Annotated in this window: 12 protein-coding genes; 2 read left to right on the forward strand and 10 right to left on the reverse strand. The window is 59.8% G+C overall.

The features are described from left to right. Positions 1 to 48: 48 nt before the first annotated feature. The 4 genes from HXO69_RS03720 to HXO69_RS03735 all read right to left on the reverse strand — a co-directional run bounded on the left by HXO69_RS03720 (position 49) and on the right by HXO69_RS03735 (position 6274). On the reverse strand, positions 49 to 1449 hold the full coding sequence (locus tag HXO69_RS03720) for an MFS transporter (protein ID WP_296545384.1): 1401 nt from the start codon (positions 1447 to 1449) through the stop codon (positions 49 to 51). 374 nt (positions 1450 to 1823) lie between these two features. After that, positions 1824 to 3644: a biotin carboxylase N-terminal domain-containing protein gene (locus HXO69_RS03725; RefSeq protein WP_296545386.1), complete on the reverse strand. Its 1821-nt coding sequence runs from the start codon at positions 3642 to 3644 to the stop codon at positions 1824 to 1826. Between the two features lie 170 nt (positions 3645 to 3814). Beyond that, a complete protein-coding gene (locus HXO69_RS03730) occupies positions 3815 to 4540 on the reverse strand; it encodes a nucleoside triphosphate pyrophosphatase (RefSeq protein ID WP_296545387.1) in 726 nt (241 codons plus the stop codon). Positions 4541 to 4855: 315 nt separating this feature from the next. Then, a complete protein-coding gene (locus HXO69_RS03735; RefSeq protein ID WP_296545389.1) occupies positions 4856 to 6274 on the reverse strand; it encodes a dicarboxylate/amino acid:cation symporter in 1419 nt (472 codons plus the stop codon). A 395-nt stretch (positions 6275 to 6669) separates the two neighbouring features. Between HXO69_RS03735 and HXO69_RS03740 the strand changes: the two genes are divergently transcribed. Continuing rightward, positions 6670 to 7605: a hypothetical protein gene (locus tag HXO69_RS03740; RefSeq protein ID WP_296545391.1), complete on the forward strand. Its 936-nt coding sequence runs from the start codon at positions 6670 to 6672 to the stop codon at positions 7603 to 7605. 134 nt (positions 7606 to 7739) lie between these two features. Further along, positions 7740 to 9032: a glutathionylspermidine synthase family protein gene (locus HXO69_RS03745; RefSeq protein ID WP_049355053.1), complete on the forward strand. Its 1293-nt coding sequence runs from the start codon at positions 7740 to 7742 to the stop codon at positions 9030 to 9032. A 129-nt stretch (positions 9033 to 9161) separates the two neighbouring features. Here HXO69_RS03745 and HXO69_RS03750 read toward each other — a convergent pair whose 3' ends face one another. From HXO69_RS03750 to HXO69_RS03775, 6 genes are all read right to left on the reverse strand, one after another. Then, entirely contained in the window at positions 9162 to 10919 is a 1758-nt protein-coding gene (locus tag HXO69_RS03750; protein WP_296545393.1) for a DUF885 domain-containing protein, read from the reverse strand. 232 nt (positions 10920 to 11151) lie between these two features. After that, positions 11152 to 13542 (reverse strand): restriction endonuclease, encoded by a 2391-nt coding sequence (locus HXO69_RS03755; protein WP_296545394.1) that lies wholly within the window; start codon positions 13540 to 13542, stop codon positions 11152 to 11154. A gap of 518 nt (positions 13543 to 14060) precedes the next feature. Further along, positions 14061 to 15107, reverse strand: coding sequence for a restriction endonuclease (locus tag HXO69_RS03760; RefSeq protein WP_296545396.1), 1047 nt, complete (start codon positions 15105 to 15107; stop codon positions 14061 to 14063). Between the two features lie 343 nt (positions 15108 to 15450). Next, entirely contained in the window at positions 15451 to 15840 is a 390-nt protein-coding gene (locus tag HXO69_RS03765) for an acyl-CoA carboxylase subunit epsilon (protein WP_407072255.1), read from the reverse strand. 72 nt (positions 15841 to 15912) lie between these two features. Then, complete coding sequence (locus HXO69_RS03770; protein ID WP_296545399.1) at positions 15913 to 17514, reverse strand: acyl-CoA carboxylase subunit beta; 1602 nt, start codon at positions 17512 to 17514, stop codon at positions 15913 to 15915. 317 nt (positions 17515 to 17831) lie between these two features. Continuing rightward, positions 17832 to 18113 carry a YciI family protein gene (locus HXO69_RS03775; protein ID WP_005508857.1) on the reverse strand — a complete coding sequence of 94 codons (282 nt, stop codon included), beginning with the start codon at positions 18111 to 18113 and terminating at the stop codon, positions 17832 to 17834. Positions 18114 to 18227 lie beyond the last annotated feature (114 nt).

The following is an 18227-nucleotide window of genomic DNA, read 5'->3' on the forward strand; positions in this document are numbered from 1 at the left end:
CCCCCCCCCCACCGCTTTGCCGTAGAAACGCGTTAGCTGCGCGAAGCTTTACTTCGTGGTGCTGACAGCGTTCATGTCCACGTCACTGGTTTCGTGAGTGAGCAGGATGAAGACAACACTCAGAATCGAGGCGAATGCCAGGTAGCCGCCCACTGCAGCCACGCCGTAGGAGGTGTTCAGCCACACTGCCACGAACGGGGTCAGCGCCGCACCGAGGATGGACGCCACGTTGTAGGCGATACCGCTGGCGGTGTAACGCACGTTGGTGGGGTACAGCTCCGGCAGGTATGCGGACATGGAACCGAAGGACAGACCCATCAGGCACATGCCGATGAAGATGAAGAGGGTGACCACTGCGGCGTTTGCGTTTGCACCGGTACCGACGACGGAGGGGGAGATGAACAGGCCGAAGGACAGACCGAAGACAGCCATAGCGATGGTGGTCCACAGCTGCTGGGTGCGGCGGCCGTACTTGTCAGCCAGCCAACCCGAGATCGGGATGAAGATTGCGAAGCCAATGATGGAGATCAGCTGAATGATCAGGAACTCGCGGTAGGGGATAGCCAGGCCACCCTTGTCAGCCTTGCCGATACCGTAGGAGAGGACCCAAGCGGTCATCAGGTAGAACAGCACGTAGCATGCCACCATGATGAAGGTACCCTGAATCATGGGCCACCAAGCGACCTTGAACGCCTCAACGAGCGGGGTCTTAACCTTTTCGTTGTTAGCGGCAGCCTTGGCGAAGACGGGGGTCTCCTCCAGCTTGAAACGCACGTACAGGCCGACAGCAACCATCACGATGGACAGCAGGAACGGAATACGCCAACCCCAGATGAGGAAGGGGTGGTCAAGGGTCTTACCGTCGGTTGCGGAGTTGAAGGAAATCCAGCTGGTCAGCAGCAGCATAAAGCCGTTCGCAAGCACGAAGCCGATGGGCGCACCCAGCTGAGGCCACATGGCGGCGCGGGCGCGCTTGCCGTCCTCAGCGTACTCGCTGGCGAGCAGTGCCGCACCGGACCATTCGCCGCCCAGGCCCAGGCCCTGGCAGAAACGCATAATGGTCAGCATGGCCGGTGCCCACAGGCCAATCTGGTGGTAGGTGGGCAGCAGACCGATAATGAAGGTTGCCAGACCCATGGTGAGCAGTGCACCGACGAGGGTTGCCTTACGGCCAATCTTGTCGCCGAAGTGACCGAAGATCACGGAACCGAGGGGGCGTGCAATGAAGGCGACGCCGAAGGTCGCGAAGGACGCCAGAAGTTCGGTGGTTGCGTCCTTCGAGGGGAAGAACAGCACGGGGAACACAGCCACTGCTGCGGTGGCGTAAATGTAGAAATCGTAGAACTCGATGGTGGTACCAACGAGCGAGGCGAGAATAACTCGACTGCGAGGAGTCGTATTCTTCACCGATGCAGCAGACGCTTTCGTGTCGGGCGCAGAGGTGCTCATGAGGAAAACTCCCGAGATGGTGAATTTGTGTGTACACAAGGAGCCTGGGATAGGTGTTCCATGACCGGTCGGCGCGGGAGGCGGGTGTGCCGTAGGCGCGTACCGGGTGCCGTGACCGCACCGGATGGGGTGGGTGGGTGCCGGAATCTGAAAGGCTCCTCTAAAGTGCAACATTATAACTCTGTTCAGAAAAGACCCAACAAATACGGTCACTATCTGGACGTAATCGCAATAGGTACTCGCTCAAACCCCACAGAAACAGACAAGGGCGGACATAGAAAATCCCCCGGGAGGGTATGAGGTAATACCTCGTACCCTCCCGGGGGATTCATCAAACCTATGCGCTCGCGGTCGCAAAACCGCGGCATCGAGAGTTACTTGATGGTCGCCAGCACCGCACCGGAGGTGACGGTATCGCCCGGCTTAGCGGACAGACCCGAAACCTTACCCGCCTTGTGCGCGGTAATAGGCTGCTCCATCTTCATCGCCTCCAGCACCAGAATCAGGTCGCCCTCAGCGACGGTATCGCCGTCAGATGCGGCAACCTTCACGATGGTGCCCTGCATGGGGCTGGTCAGCTCGTCGCCGCCACCCTTTGCCGCGCTACGTGCCGAACGGGACTTGCGGGTCTTGGCTGCGGGCTTAGCGGCAGGCTTCGCGCCACCGCTCAGATCGGGCAGAGACACCTCCATACGCTTGCCGTTAACCTCAACGACCACGGTGGTGCGCTCATCCTCATCCGAATCCACGCTGCCGGGAGCGCCGGAGTACATGGGGATAGTGTTGTTGAACTCGGTCTCAATCCAGCGGGTATGCACCTTGAACTCGCCGCCCTCAGCCGGTGCGAAGGCGGGGTCATCCAGCACGACGCGGTGGAACGGGATGACGGTGGGCATACCCTCAATGCTCAGCTCAGCCAGGGCACGGCGGGCACGCTGCAGAGCCTGCTCGCGGTCCGCGCCGGTGACAATGAGCTTAGCCAGCATGGAGTCGAAGTTACCGCCGATAACGTCACCAGCCACGAAGCCGGAATCCCAGCGAACACCGGGGCCGGTGGGCACGGTCATCTTCTCGATGGTGCCGGGTGCGGGCATGAAGGAACGGCCCGCATCCTCACCGTTAATACGGAACTCGAAGGAGTGACCGCGCAGAACCGGGTCCTTCTCCTCAATCTTCTCGCCGCGAGCAATACGGAACTGCTCACGAACCAGGTCCAGACCGGAAATCTCCTCGGAAACCGGGTGCTCCACCTGCAGTCGAGTGTTCACCTCAAGGAAGGAGATGGTGCCGTCGGTACCGACCAGGAACTCGCAGGTGCCGGCACCCTGGTAGCCTGCCTCGCGCAGAATCGCGCGGGACGCCTCGTACAGGCGCTCGTTCTGCTCATCGCTCAGGTAGGGGGCGGGCGCCTCCTCAACGAGCTTCTGGTTACGGCGCTGCAGGGAGCAATCACGGGTGGAAACCACCACGACGTTGCCGTGCGCATCCGCCAGGCACTGGGTCTCAACGTGGCGGGGTGAATCCAGGAAACGCTCGATGAAGCACTCACCACGACCGAACGCCGCGGTCGCCTCGCGAACAGCGGATTCGTACATCTCAACAATGCTCTCGCGGTCGCGCGCCACCTTAATGCCGCGGCCACCGCCACCAAATGCGGCCTTCACCGCAATGGGCAGACCGTGCTCATCAGCGAACGCGACAACCTCATCGGCGGACTTGACCGGATCCTTGGTGCCGGGCACCAGGGGAGCGCCCACCTTCTGCGCGATGTGGCGTGCCGCCACCTTATCGCCCAGCTGGGTAATGGACTCGGGGGAGGGGCCAATCCAGGTCAGACCCGCGTCGATGCACTTCTGAGCGAACTGCGCGTTCTCAGACAGGAAACCGTAACCGGGGTGCACGGCGTCAGCGCCGGAGCGGATAGCAATCTCAATGAGCTTATCCATCACCAGGTAGGACTGCGCCGCAGTGGCACCGCCGAGAGCGTAGGCTTCATCGGCAAGCTTCACGTGCTGGGCGTCGCGGTCCGGGTCAGCGTAGACGGCGACGGTCTGCAGACCCTCATCGCGGGCTGCGCGAATCACGCGGACAGCAATTTCACCGCGGTTAGCGATCAGAATCTTGCTGACCGGGCCGGTGTGGCGGCCGGGGACTGCAGTAAATTTCTTGGCGGCTTCTGCCTGGTGCTGAGTCACTTAAAGCTCTCCTTTAATCTCCTGCCGAAAAGGATATCTAGAATCGGCGGGATTGGCGAATATAACGCGCATCATACTGTTCTATCTTATCGATTGGTGTTCAACAATGTATATTTCAGGGCGCGCTTTGAGACAGATTTATGCTGTGGGTTTATGCGGGGGGCGTGGTTCTAATTCTCTTCCTCGGGCGGTAGCCACAAATCGGTCACGGCAACCTCGCGGCGTCGCAGCATATCGCGTAGCGCGTGGATGGACAGACCCACCACCGTGTGGAACTCACCCTCAATACCGCGAATGAACGCGGAACCGTAACCGTCGAGGGTGAAGGATCCCGCCACCCAGAGTGGCTCGCCGGTGGCAATGTACGCTTCGATTTCTTCGGGGGTGAGCTCATCAAAGTGGACGGTGGCACTGCGCAGCTCAGAAACCGTGGGGAGCCCCGAAACCGTAGGAAGCTCAGAGCCGGTGAGCACCTCGGCACCGGGCTCAATACCGCGCAAATCCACGAGCACATGACCGGTATGCAGCACGCCGTGGTTGCCACTCATCGCACTGATGCGCTCGCGCGCCGCCTCGGCAGTGTGGGGCTTGCCGTAGGCGACACCCTCAAATTCGAACACCGAATCGCAGCCCAGAACCAGTGCATCGCGCACACCCTCGGCGGCAAGGTCGGCGGCAACTGCCTGCGCCTTCAGCTGCGCTAGTAGGGAGGCGGTTTCAGCCGGGGTGAGTCCCGCACGTCCCTGCGCTCGCGCCTGTTCATTGGCGGCGGCGAGCGCGGCGTCCTCGTCTACGGAGGAGACGCGCACCGTGAAGGCGATGCGGGAGTCTTCCAGGAGCTTGCGGCGCGCCGGGGATGCGGAGGCAAGAATCAATCGGGTCGGTGTGGTACTCATAGGTTCTATTTTAGAGCCTTGCGGGTGAGCCTTACCCTCGAGTGCAGATTGAAGGGTGTCAAAAAGCTGGGGGAATGGGCGGAAAAGTAAGGGGGGACGAAAAGAGCGTGTCCCATCCCCCTCAACCACGTAGGAGATGGAACACGCCGTTCAAAATCATAACTCTTCTCAAACGTTAAAGAAAAGAAGAATCAATCGTGACGTTTTTATGACGCTTGACAAATATATTTCGCTCATGCTGAGGCACGAAAGCGAGAAAGCTACACGGCGCTAAGCAGTACCGCCTAGCGCCGTGTAGCTTCAAGATTCGTCAGATTAGCGGCGTGCCGCGACGGTGTTGTCCTCCACCTCGTGAAGTCGCTGCGCCTCACCGGCGATGCGCTCATCGTAGAATTCCTGAGCCACGAAGCCGCCCTCCGAACGGGGAGCGTTGTAAAGCTCCTCATCCAGGATGCCCTCGCGGCGAGCCACAATCGCGGGAACCAGAGCCTGACCGGCAACGTTCAGGGCGGTACGGCCCATGTCAACGATCGGGTCAATCGCCAGGAGTAGACCCACACCGTCCAGCGGCAGACCCAGAGTGGAAAGGGTCAGGGTCAGCATCACGATAGCGCCGGTCGTACCGGCAGTCGCTGCCGAACCGAGCACGGACACCATCACAATCAGCAGGTACTGGGTGAAGTCCAGCTGAATACCGTAGAACTGAGCCACGAAAATTGCGGCAAGAGCCGGGTAAACCGAAGCGCAGCCGTCCATCTTAGTGGTCGCACCCAGCGGAACCGCGAAGGACGCGTACGCACGGGGCACACCCAGGTTGCGTTCGGCAACGGTCTGGGTCATCGGCATCGAACCCATCGAGGAGCGGGAGACGAAGCCCAGCTGAAGCGCCGGCCACACACCAGAGAAGTACTGGCGGACCGACAGGCCGTTCGCGCGAACAATAATCGGGTAGACCACCAGGAAGACCAGCAGCAGACCAATGTAGAGGGCGATAACGAACGCGACCAGCGAACCCATCGACGCCCAACCGTAGGCGAACACAGCCTTAGCAATCAGACCCACGGTACCCAGCGGTGCCAGACGAATAATCCACCACAGAATCTTCTGAATAATGGCAAGAGCGCTCTTGACCACGTCGATGAAGGGCTTAGCCGCCTCACCAACCTTCAGCGCGGCAATACCGACCGCACCGGAAATAACCAGAATCTGCAGCACGTTAAAGGAAGCGGAGGCGGTAATGCCGGAATCGCCGGACTTAGCGCTGACGCCCAGACCCAGGAAGTTCACCGGAATCAGACCGGTCAGGAACGCGGTCCACGAACCGGTCGAGCCGGTGTACGCCTTGCCCTGCACCTGCGCGCCCACGCCCGGCTGAACGATTAGGCCCATCGCAATACCGATGAGCACCGCGAAGAACGCGGTAATCGCAAACCAGATGAGCGTGTTAACCGCCAGACGTGCCGCGTTCGTCACCTGCGAAAGGTTCGAGATGGAGGCGACCACAGCGGTGAAAATCAGCGGAACAACAGCCGCCTTCAGCAGGGTGACGTAGGAGGAACCGATGGTATCCAGGGTCACCATGAGCCAGTTGGGGTTGCTCTTCGCGTCCCCGCCCAGTGCGAGGGCGAGCGCGCCGAGAACAATACCCAGGATGAGGGAGGCAATGATTTGGTTGCCGAAAGAAGTAGCCCACTTGGGCAGACGTGAAGGAGATGATGCATGCGGTGTAGACATGTGGCATACTCTAAAACTTTTGTGCACTCGCGCGCGAGTTTGTGTGAAGAAGTGTTTCAGCCAGGCGCAGGGCGGGGCTGATGTGACGAATCGTGACCTGCCGGTAGCCCAACCAACAGCACCGTTACCGGTGCCGCCAGCTGACCCCAGCAGGCGGTTAGAACGACTGATAGTTAATCGAGAGTCATCACAAAAGCAAACAGCAGGGAAACAACTGCGCAACAAGCGGCGAAGCTTACTGAGATTTTGCCGTCAGCTAATAATCCGAAAGCGAGGGCTTGATATGCTGGAATCACACCGATAGTCCGGCGAAAGTCGCCGGATGATGCTGTACCCACTCAGCTTCATGTACGCGTTGAGCGTTACGCCACGCACCACCCCTCAAGGAGAGATGCATGAGTTCTGCTCCCCAATACCCCGGCGGAACCACCACCCCCAACGGCCCGAAGAAGCCTCGCAACCGCATGGAAGCGGTCGCAGATTTCGCCACCCGCGCCGCACAGACCTCTGCCCAGCAGACCCTGAACCTGGGCGCGACCCGCCCCGGCATCGCCAAGATGATTGCCGTAGCTGGCGCCGGCGTGCTGCTGGTTGGCGGTGGCATCTTCGCCTACAACTCCATGCACCAGGAAGAGAACGCGTTCCTGTCGCAGGGCGAAGAGTACGCCCGCGTCTGCCAGGACGCGAAGACCGGCCTGCGCGTGGAAGATAGCGAATGCGAGAAGGCTGGCGTTCAGGAACCGACCGACTCGTCCAGCAGCGATTCCTCGGGCTCGTCGAACTCTTCGGGTTCCTCCAGCTCTTCCGGTTCGTCTGGTTCCTCGGGCTCATCTGGCTCGACCACCACCCACAATAATTCGAATGCGTTCCTCTGGTACTACCTGGGCCGCCAAAGTGCCGCTAATTCTTCTGGATCCCACTACATTCCTCCTGTAGGATCCAAGCTTTCCGGAGGCACCACCTCCCGCCCCAGCAACGGCACCGTCTACAGCGGCGTGTCTTCTAAGGGCGGCGGATTCGAAGACTCCTACCGCACCGCGAAGAAGTCCTCCACCGTCTCCTCCGGCAAGGTGACCAGCACCAACAACTCCGGTAAGACCTCCACGGTGCGTAATAAGACCACCGGCTCAGTCTCCAGCGGTAAGCAGGGCACCAGCAATAGCGGTAGCACCGGCTCCTACAGCAAGTCGAACACCTCGCAGTCCGGCTCCAAGTCGGGTTCGTCCTCGAAGTCTGGCTCTTCGTCCAAGTCTGGCTCTTCGTCGAAGTCCGGCAGCAAGGGCGGTTTCGGTGGCGGCTCCAAGTCCGGTGGCGGCCGCTCCGGAGGCTAAGCCATCAGCCATCACACTGAATGCGGGCAGGGACTGAACGGTCCCGCCCGCATTTTCCTCACCAGAACAGCCACACTTGCGGTGACGTAACAACACCGCTTTCCATTCACTACTTCGAAGGAGCCTAGCCCCTCATGCGCCGCGAAGAATTTCCCGTTGGCCGACCCGACTGGGAGAACGTCATTATTGAGGAAGGCCTCACCTACAGCGTGGACGGCCCCCACGACACCGACCACTACTGGAACGAATACGCCGCCTACATTTTCAGCCCGCAAGAGATGGATTCTGTGCGTGCCCAGGCGGAAGAAATGCACCGCATGTGCCTGGAAACCGTCGAATACATTGCCTCCGGTGCGTTCGGCACCCTCGGCCTGCCCCAAGCGGCATTCAACCTCGCCGTAGAATCCTGGAACCGCCGCGACGCCGACTTCTACGGCCGCTTCGACTTCACCTACTCGGGCGTGCCTGGCGACCCCATGAAACTGCTCGAATACAACGCCGACACCCCCACCGGCATTGTGGAGGCGGCAGTCAGCCAGAAAACCTGGGCGAAAGACCAGCGCCTCGACACCCGCGGCTACGCCCACTGGGGTGAAATCGGTGAAGCCTTCACCAACCGTTGGCGCCACATTTTCGCCCCCGAAATCACCGCGGGCGTGCAGCCCGTACTGCACCTGGCGCACGTGCCCCCCGAGATTGACGAGACCAACGAGGACTACAACAACCTCTGGCTCATCGCCTACTCGGCTCAGCAGGCGGGCATCAAAACCCACATGATTCCCATCGACGAAGTCATCTTCAACGAAGACACCAAGAGCTGGGAAGACGCACAGGGACGGCGCATCACCAACCTCTTCAAGCTCTACCCCTGGGAAGACCTGGTCACCGACAGCGAAGCAGGCTACGACAAGCTCCTCTTCGCCTACCACGGCGCCATGGATCGCTGGATCGAGCCGGCATGGAAGATGTTCCTCTCCAATAAGCTACTGCTCGCCGCGCTCTGGGATAAGTACCCCGGTCACCCGAACCTCGTACCCACCTACGCCGGTCACCGCGGAGGCATGCGCAACTGGGTTCGCAAGCCCCTCTTCGGCCGCGAAGGCGACGGCGTAGAAATCTACGCCCCCGACTACGACGTCTTCATCAAGCCCGAAGAGGACGACTTCTTCGCCAACGCCCCCGAAAGCGAATTCATCTACCAGGAATACATTCCGGCACCGCGCTACGAAGGCATTATCAACCCGGTTAGCCACCCCATCCTCGGCGTGTGGGTAGTTGACGGACGCACCGTAGGTGTGGGCATCCGCGAATCCAACGGCGCGCTCACCGACTACTGGTGCCGCTTCGCCCCGCACCTGGTGGATTTGAACGACTCCACCGGCATGGGTTTCGGTACCACGGACCCCGGCACCGCAAACTTCGGATAGCCGCCAAGAAGACACGAAAAACACAGTGAAGCCCCCGCCTCAGCCAAAGCTGAAGCGGGGGCTTCATCCCTAGAGCTCCTATTCAGAAGCTCAAGAAAACCACTCGGCGAAGAGCGAGCAAACTAGAAGCTACTCATCGTCCTCATCGTCGTCATCCTCAGTGTCCAGAGGAAGCATCATCTCATCGGTCAGCGCGCGGCGCAGAGTGTCCAGACCCACCGAACCGAGCAGAAGCGCACGCGTGTGGAATGCACGCATGTCATCGCCGCGGCGCACAGCCTGATCACGCAACTCCAGCCAGAGGCGCTCGCCAATCTTGTAGCTCGGCGCCTGACCCGGCCAACCCAGGTAACGCAGGAACTCGAAACGCAGGTGGCCCTCGGACTCGTCCAGGTTCAGCTTCAAGAACTCGTAACCCAGCTCAGATGTCCAGATGGTGCCCGGCTCAACGCCCAGCTGCTCAGCCCACTCATCGGGAATCGGCATCTCGCAGTGAACACCAATATCGAAGACCACGCGGGCGGCGCGCATACGCTGAGCGTTCAGCATGCCCATGCGGTCACCCGGATCCTTCAGGTAGCCCAGTTCCTCCATGAGGCGCTCGGCGTACAGCGCCCAGCCCTCACCGTGACCGGAAACCCACAGCATGTTCGTGCGCCAGGAGTTCATGGTGCCCTTCAGGGCCGTAGCGATAGCGATCTGCAGGTGGTGGCCCGGAACACCCTCGTGGTACACGGTGGAGGTTTCACGCCAGGTAGTGAACGTGTCCTCACCCTCGGGAACCGACCACCACATGCGGCCCGGACGCGAGAAATCGGGGGAGGGGCCGGTGTAGTAAATACCGCCCTCGTTCGTGGGCGCAATGCAACACTCAATGCGGCGCATGGGGCCGCCAATTTCAAAGTGGCTACCCGCCAGGTTCTCCACAGCGGCGTCGGCGAGCTTCTGCATCCACGCCTTCAGCTCATCGGTGCCGTGCAGCTGACGTGCCGGGTCCTCATCGAGCAGCTGCTTCGCGCGCTCAATGCTTGCGCCCGGCTCAATCTCCTCGGCAACCTCACGCTGACGAGCGATAATGCTCTCCAGCTCCTTCACACCCCAGGCGTAGGTTTCGTCCAGGTCAATGGTGGTGCCCAGGAACGAACGGGAGTGCAGGCTGTACGCCTTACGGCCCACAGCGTCGCGGGAGGGAGCGACCGGCTGCAGCTTCTCCACCAGGTAGCTGTTGAGGCGGCGGTAGCCTTCCTTGGCGGCCTCGGCACCTGCGGCAGCCTCGTCCTTCAGAGCGGGGACAGCCTCGGCGACCTCAGCCGCCAAATCGTCAAAGAAACCACCCGGAGCGTAGTACGCGGCGGTCTGCTCAATGACAATATCCACCTGGCGGCGCGGGGCGACCTTGCCCTCTTCACGAGCCGCCTCGAGGGTCTGGATGTAGCCCTCCAGAGCCTCGGTGACGCGGTGCATACGACCGACAATATGCTCCCAATCCTGCTGGGTGTTGCGCTTCATCAGGTCGAAGACCGAACGCACTTCCTGCGGTACGGACGCAATATTGTTCAGCTGCCAGCCGCCAAAACCAGCCTTGTGCTGCTTGCGGTACAGGCTCAGACGCTCCTGCAGAGCATCCAGGGTGACCAGGTCAACGTCATCAATAGGCAGGACGTTATCAACCTTCTTGAGGGTCTTCTTCGCAAGGCGCGCAAAAGCCTTCTCGCCGGCGGGCGAGTAATCGGGGTACAGGGTCTCTACGCCCTTACGACCAAGCTCGGTTGCATGGACGGGGTTCAGGTCGAGGACCTTTTCAAAGTATTCGTTAGCAATCTGATCGACGTCGGTCAGCGAGCGCTTCAATCGGTAGATGCTGGGAAGTTCCTGGTAAGTGCTCATGTTCATATCCTAACGCAGGGGTGTGCCTTCAACCACGATTTTCGGTGATTTAGCTCGCTTAAACCGGCAATATTACGGGCTGAGAAGCACCGAATGCGACAAAAAGGGCACACCTGTGGACAACTCCCAGGGGCGGATGCGCGAAAACGCCCCGGCTTTCTCCCTCCTGAACGTGCAGGAGAGGAAGACCGGGGCGCCTTCAAGAGGGGCTACAAGCTACTAGCAGGGGAGGCTAGCCGGCGAAGTATTCACCGTTCAGCTCCAGCAGACCGTTCGCACCCTCGACCACGCCGAGGCGGTGCGCAATGAGGCGGTCCTGCAGCTCATCACCGGACACCAAGTCCACCAGAATGTTCGGGTACTTGGTCGAGCAGCGGATGAACTCGTCGTACGCCTCATCGCTGAACGCGGCGTTCGTAATGAAGGTGCCGAGCTGGCCGCCGCGGGCGTGAATCGCCAGGAAGAACGCGGTAATGTCCTGCGGCTGAACGCCGGCGGACAGTACGCCGTTAGATGCCGGACGCAGAGTACGAACGTAGAACGCTCGCTCTTTTTCGCCGGTGGCGGGGGTAGCCACGCCGTCCACACCCCGAGCCTCCAGAGCCTCCACGGTGTAGCCGCGCATCAGGAACAGGTCGAAACCAATGCTGCGGAAACGCTCTTCAGACACCTGCGCCAGGGCGGGTGCCAGAGCCTCGCGGCGGAAGACCTGACGGTAACGCTTCAGAGCCTCACGCACCTGAGCGGCAGCAACCTGCAGCGCGGTCGAGGGCTCAGCAGCAGAAACAGCAGGAGCGGAAACAACCGGCTGAACGGGAGCCACAACGGGTGCAGAAACAGCGGGCGCAGCCGGCTCAACAACCGGAGCCGCGGAAACAACCGGCGCAGCCGCCGGAACCTCAGCGGGAGCCTGCGTAGCAGCCGCCACCGGCGAACCAGCCGGACGCGCCAACAACGCCGGAGAAGCACCCGGTACCGGAGCCAACGGCTCACGACCCTCACGGGCCGCCAGACGAGCCTGACGCTCCGCGGCACGCGCCTCCTTGGCAGCCTGAAGAGCCTCCTCACGAGCCTGCAGTTCAGCGGCAATATCCTGAGGCAGCTTGTGCTTGAGCGACTGGGGCGGCAGCGGCGCCATGCGGGCGGTCACCGCCTCCGGAGCGCCCTCCGGGAAACGCTTGAGCAGTTCCTTACCCGCCTCGCTCAGCTCGTAACGCTCCGGGTTCTTGCGGGAAGTACGACCGGTACCCTCACGCAGAGCGTTCAGGTAGCGCTCGCCCTTCAGCACGTGCATCGCCACCGAATAGCGGTTACGCAGACGCGGGGTCAGCTTGTAACGGTGCGGAGCGACCTCACCCTGCAGGTACGGGATGTCCAGGGCAATCTTCAGCTCATCGTAAATGTCGTAGTAGGAGATGCGCGGGTTCTCCTCCACGAGCTTCAGAATCGGGTACAGCAGCTGATGCGGGTACGGCAGAGCATCCACAGCGGCAGGATCCAGCAGAGCCGAAGCCACCAGCTTCTGAACGCTCGGCTCAGCCATCTGCGCCAGGGTGGGCGCAAACGCGGAACCCAGCGAGTAGACGGTCTCACGCTCGGACAGGTAGTGGTGCGCGGTCAGCACATCGTAGATGTAATCCTGCGCGTCAATCTGCACAAAATAGGGGTTCGAGGACGCCTGCTGAATACGCTCGTCGCGGTCAAAGACCTGCTCCAGGCTCGGAAGGCTCAGCTCCACATCGGCGCCGTGGTCGTTGAGAGTATCGAGCAGAAGCACGCCCATGTGGGTCAGCAGAGCGTCGGTTGCGGCAATATCCTCAGCGGTAATCGAGGTGCCCTCATCCTTCACCAACGCCAGCACGGAGCTCAGCTCGCTCGCCGGCACGCCGGTCTCCTCATGACGAGCCACCAGCTCCTTCGCAGACGGGGACAGCGAGTACAGAGTCAGCGGCGAATCCGTGTGCTCGTGAATGGTCTTGGTGCGCAGGTAGCCCTCACGGGTCAGCAGGCTCAATGCCTGAGCAATCACCGGCTCAACAATGCGCTGCTCCAGGTACGACAGGCCGTACCAGCCCTGCACAAAACCGCACTCGCGCAGCACCAGCTCACGAATCTTCACCGGAGCCGCCGCGGGGTAAGACGGGGTAACGCTCAGGACGATGGGCAGAAGCTCACGCACCGTAATGTGCGAGAGCAGAACCGGGTAGAACTGCTTCAAGTAGTAGAGGTACACGCCGCTGAGGAGGGGCAGAACCGGCAAGAGAGCCTGAGCCTGTTGCTCCTTCGGGGTACCCAACAGCTCGCGGCCAGCCTCGCTCAGAGTGTAGTGCAGATTGCCCGGATGCAGCTGACTGAGGGACACCTCAAGATAATCAGCGTTGACCAGCGCCGCAATCAGCTTATTAAGCGCCTCACGGAAGAGGACATTGTCACCCACAGCGATGAAACGCTGAGTCATATTGAAACCCAGGTCTACGCCAACCGGGGTGTACATATCGGGGAAGAAAACCTTCTCGCCACGATCCTGCGCGCGCTCAAAATGGCGGAGCAGAGAGAAAGCCGCCGCAACGCTGAGAGTGCGTGCTTCCTCGGGTAGAGCCTCCCACGAGGTTTCCTGCTGCAAAGAGTGCAATTCGGAATGATCGATATGGAGCATTGTTTTATTCACAAAAGCCACGCCGGGCTCCTTATCTAGTGTTATTTATCGTGCAGGCGTTCTTCATGAAGTGCAGTCATTTGAGCGGGAAAATAATCACGAAAGTGAGCGGCACCATCTTTATTTTTGGGCCGGCACTTTGAAATCCCGCTGTGAAGAGAAGCAAGGTAGGTAGTTTTTTCTCAACCCGTCCCGCTTACGCACCGTCTTCTATGACGCGCACTCAGAAAGAACGCTATAAATTGGGGTGAAGTGTCTAGACCGTCACGGGTATATACACTTCGTGAAATAATGCGAAGAATATATAACGCACTACCTTCTCATTGTATCGGCTGGTTCGAGAAATAACCTAGATTTCTAAAACCAGCCGATATGTGAAAAATATCCTCAAGGAAAAGTGAAAATACATTAAGTGAAATGACGCGGGAAATGCGCGAAGATCAGAGATATTCGGAGAGAAATACTCGCCCCAGAAACACCCCCGGCTACTCCATGCCACGGGCAAAATACTCCTCGTCAATGCGGTAACCGCACTCGCCCTCACCATCAAGAACACCCACACGGTGACGAATCATCAGCTCCACCAGCTGGTGCCGATCAACCAGCGCAATATTGCGAGCGCCCGGCAAACCTTGCAAATACTCGGGAACCGGCTGCGCAAAAGCACCGCAGGTCACCAAAACACCCTGCAGGCCGCCGTGCAAAAGCACTGCACCGGCAAGCTTCTGAATCTCGTTCGGGGTGACCTTCATGGTTCCGCAATAATGCTTCACCTGAATATAAATCGGCGCAAAATCCAGACCGTCAGAATAGCGGGCAATAACATCCACGCCCTTATCGTCGGCGCCGCCGGTTACCTCGGTCGTAAAACCGAGAGCCGTAAAAATATCGGCAACAATCTGCTCAAAGTACTCCGGCGTCACCGCGTGAATATGTTGAATCAAATCCTGCGTAAAATGCTCCGCAAACTCAGCCTGAGCGTGAATGACCGGCGAATCGCTGGCGCGCAAAATAATATCCAGGGGAGACTGACCGGCGGGCCAGGACCCCGCAGCCTCCGCAGTGCCCGCAGAATTCAACGCGTTTACAAGGTGCTCTGCACCGGGTGCTTTATGGGCGGGGGCAGAATCCCCGGTATCGGGGAGGAACGGTTCCATGCCTGTGCCCGCGTCACTATCAGACGCACCAAAAATGAGGCGATGCTCCGCCTCCGCAGTCTCCAGCAGGGCATTCGCCTGCTTCTTCAGCTTCTTCGTGGTCCTCGCCGTCAGACTCTGAGCACACAGAGCCTGCACCTGCTTCACTACACGCGGCGGCACCGAACCGTGCAGATGCGGGGTGCAGGTCAGCTCAGCACCCAGGGGAGTGAGCAGGTACTTCCTCTTCTCCCACGGGGTCAGACGAGGCATCAACTGGGCATAACGAAGCGCCACCAAGATTTTCAAGGTGGTACGTACAGCCACCGCAAAATCGGTGGACTCAAGATCAGGAAGGTTCTTCTTCGACCCCAACGCCTTAGTCTGCTGCCGCAACTGCTCACTAACATAGGCTGCGGTGCGAGGTACAGTCTTCGACAAGCGCCGTAGCGTCGGCAACAGAAGTGCGATATAGACATCCGGTGGGGGCCTATGGTTTTTATTCAGCATCTTTGCCATGGTCCCTGCCAATTTATTAACACTAATGTGATGGTATATACATCGTAGCATCAGTACGTATCATCATGACTTTATCGTTTCTAATATGACGAAACCACAAGAATCAGCGCATTAGATGTTGAATAACGCAATATAAATCTTGAATTTGAGGCAAAACAATAAATTCCCGCCGCACCAGCCGGTGCAACGGGAAATTATTATTCACATCAAGCAACCCACACTACATGGGGCGGGCACGCCTCCACGAACCGGGGCCCGGACGCAAGGACGCACCCAGACGCTGGCGACGGTTCAGCAGACGCGATGCCGCACCCACCAGCGAGTTCTGCTCCTGCTTCGCGGCGCTCGCCTGCATCATCGCCACCACGGCGGTCAGCGCGGCAATCTCCTCCGGAGTGGGGGAGCCCTTGACCACCTTCAGCAGCGGCTCCTGTTCAGCGTCAGTATCTACCGAAGACTGAACGGGTTCCTTCGTTGCGCTGGATGCGGTAGCCGAGCGCGCCGAAGACCGAGCGGAGCCGCGCTCAAGCCGCTCGGAACCCTCAGCGGACTCCGAACTATCCTTCTTCTTACCGAACGAGAAATAACTCAGCGGATTGTAGCCTGCCAAAGGCACGCCTCCTTAGAAAACCTAAAATCGTGCGAACGCCTGCACCACAAACGGTGCGGGCACAACGGAAGCCTACAGCGGGATGTTGCCGTGCTTCTTTGCCGGGGTTGCCGCACGCTTATCGTGCAGGGCGCGCAGCGAAGAAATGATGCGCACGCGAGTCTCGCTCGGGGCGATGACCTCGTCAATGTAGCCCAGCTCGGCAGCCTGGTACGGGTTCAGCAGCTCTTCCTCGTACTTGGCAATCAGCTCAGCGCGGCGAGCCTCAATGTCGCCGCCCTCGGCCGCCAGCGCAGCCAGCTCGCGGCGGTACAGAATGTTCACCGCACCCTGAGCACCCATCACACCAATCTGAGCGGTGGGCCATGCCAGGTTAATGTCAGCGCCCAGCTTCTTCGAACCCATCACAATGTACGCACCGCCGTACGCTTTGCGGGTAATGACGGTGACCAGCGGAACGGTCGCCTCCGCGTAAGCGTAGAGCAGCTTAGCGCCGCGGCGAATAATGCCGTTGAACTCCTGGTCGGTGCCGGGCAGGAAGCCGGGAACATCCACAAAAGTCAGAATCGGAATGTTGAACGCATCGCAATGGCGCACGAAGCGGGCAGCCTTTTCGGAGGCAGAAATGTCCAGGCAGCCAGCGAACTGCATCGGCTGGTTCGCCACAATACCGACCGTGCGGCCCTCAACGCGGGCGTAACCAATCATCACGTTCGGAGCATAGAGCGCCTGCATCTCCAGGAAGTGGCCGTCATCCACCACAGACTCAATGACCGCGCGCATGTCATAAGGCTGGTTCGCCGAATCCGGAATCAGGGTGTCCAGATCCAGATCGTCTACGGTCACCACGGGCTCCTGGTCGTGCTCCAGGGGCAGGGGCTCAGCAAGGTTGTTCGAGGGCAGGAACTCCAGAAGCTCACGCACAAAGTCGAACGCGTCTTCCTCATCCTCAGCCAGGTAGGTGCTGGTACCGGTCACAGAGTTGTGCTGACGCGCGCCACCCAGGGTTTCCATGTCCACGTCCTCGCCGGTAACGGTCTTAATGACGTCCGGGCCGGTAATGAACATGTGCGAAGTCTTGTCCACCATGATGATGTAGTCAGTCAGAGCGGGGGAGTACGCGGCACCGCCAGCGCAGGGGCCCATAATGACCGAAATCTGCGGAACCACACCGGAGGCGCGCACGTTCATACGGAAAATATCAGCAAACATCGCCAGGGAAGCCACGCCCTCCTGAATACGGGCGCCACCACCATCGTTAATGCCAATAACCGGGCAGCCGTTCTTCAGGGCGAACTTCTGCACCTTCACAATCTTCTCGCCGTTCACTTGCGAGAGAGAACCACCGTAGACGGTGAAATCCTGCGAATACACGGCAACCAGGCGACCATCCACGGTGCCGTAACCGGAGACCAGGCCGTCACCCAGAGGCTTCTTCGCCTCCATGCCGAATGCGGTGGTGCGGTGGCGGGCGAGTGCATCAAACTCTACGAAAGAACCCTCGTCCAGAAGCATATCGATGCGCTCGCGGGCGGTGTTCTTGCCGCGTGCGTGCTGCTTCTCAATAGCTGCCTCACCGCTGGGCGCGAAGCTGCGCTCTCGACGTGCATAAAAATCAGCGAGCTTACCGGCGGTGGTGCTCAAGTCAAAATCCTGCTGGAGGTTCTCGGACATTATTCCTCGTTCCTGCTCCACCCGATTGTCGGGAGCCAGTGGTTGCGGTGATGGTTGTTCAGAAGGCCCCGAAGAGCACTCTTGAACAATGTGCATATCCCTCAACTATAGTGCGAACTAGGGCACATATGCCAGGTGAGAAGCCAGAATATCAACACTAGATACACTTTTATGCACCCAGCACCCAAGAAGGTGCATACAGTGAACGAAAAGCGCGAAAGAACCGCTCAAAAGAGCGCAGAAAACCCCCCTTCCGCCTCGGCAATCCTTGCCTGCGGAAGGGGGTCTACGTTCAAGCTTTCAACGTGAAATGACGCTTAGATGGTGCCCAGGACCGGGTTCCACTCGGTGACGGTGTGAGACAGAACCGCGCCACCAATGTTCATCGGGTCGTTAGCCACAATCTTTTCGGCTGCCTCAGCGGAGTCAACCTTTGCAATCAGCAGAGCGCCGGCGGGGGTCTCGCCATCCAGCAGGGGACCGGAAACAATCAGGTTGCCCGCCTCAATCTGCGAACCAAGGTACTCGCGGTGAGCCGGACGGTACTTCGCCTGCTCCTCGGGAGCTGCGTAAACGTAAGTAATTGCGTAATAAGCCATAACGGTCTTCTTTCGAGCAGGGCGGAGGAACCTCCGCAGCCGGTCGGTGCTTGGTGCACCCTCACTGTCTAATGTACCGTCTCGGGCGCCGAGCGGGCATCACCGGCGGCAAGA

The sequence above is a fragment of the Rothia sp. (in: high G+C Gram-positive bacteria) genome, from assembly GCF_015265375.1.
In the GTDB taxonomy this organism is placed as follows: Bacteria; Actinomycetota; Actinomycetes; order Actinomycetales; family Micrococcaceae; genus Rothia.

Excerpts from the sequence above, each read along its gene's own strand:
- HXO69_RS03720 (WP_296545384.1), bottom strand. The coding sequence starts at position 1,449 with ATGAGCACCTCTGCGCCCGACACGAAAGCGTCTGCTGCATCGGTGAAG.
- HXO69_RS03730 (WP_296545387.1), bottom strand. The coding sequence starts at position 4,540 with ATGAGTACCACACCGACCCGATTGATTCTTGCCTCCGCATCCCCGGCG.
- HXO69_RS03735 (WP_296545389.1), bottom strand. The coding sequence starts at position 6,274 with ATGTCTACACCGCATGCATCATCTCCTTCACGTCTGCCCAAGTGGGCT.
- HXO69_RS03740 (WP_296545391.1), top strand. The coding sequence starts at position 6,670 with ATGAGTTCTGCTCCCCAATACCCCGGCGGAACCACCACCCCCAACGGC.
- HXO69_RS03745 (WP_049355053.1), top strand. The coding sequence starts at position 7,740 with ATGCGCCGCGAAGAATTTCCCGTTGGCCGACCCGACTGGGAGAACGTC.
- HXO69_RS03750 (WP_296545393.1), bottom strand. The coding sequence starts at position 10,919 with ATGAGCACTTACCAGGAACTTCCCAGCATCTACCGATTGAAGCGCTCG.
- HXO69_RS03770 (WP_296545399.1), bottom strand. The coding sequence starts at position 17,514 with ATGTCCGAGAACCTCCAGCAGGATTTTGACTTGAGCACCACCGCCGGT.
- HXO69_RS03775 (WP_005508857.1), bottom strand. The coding sequence starts at position 18,113 with ATGGCTTATTACGCAATTACTTACGTTTACGCAGCTCCCGAGGAGCAG.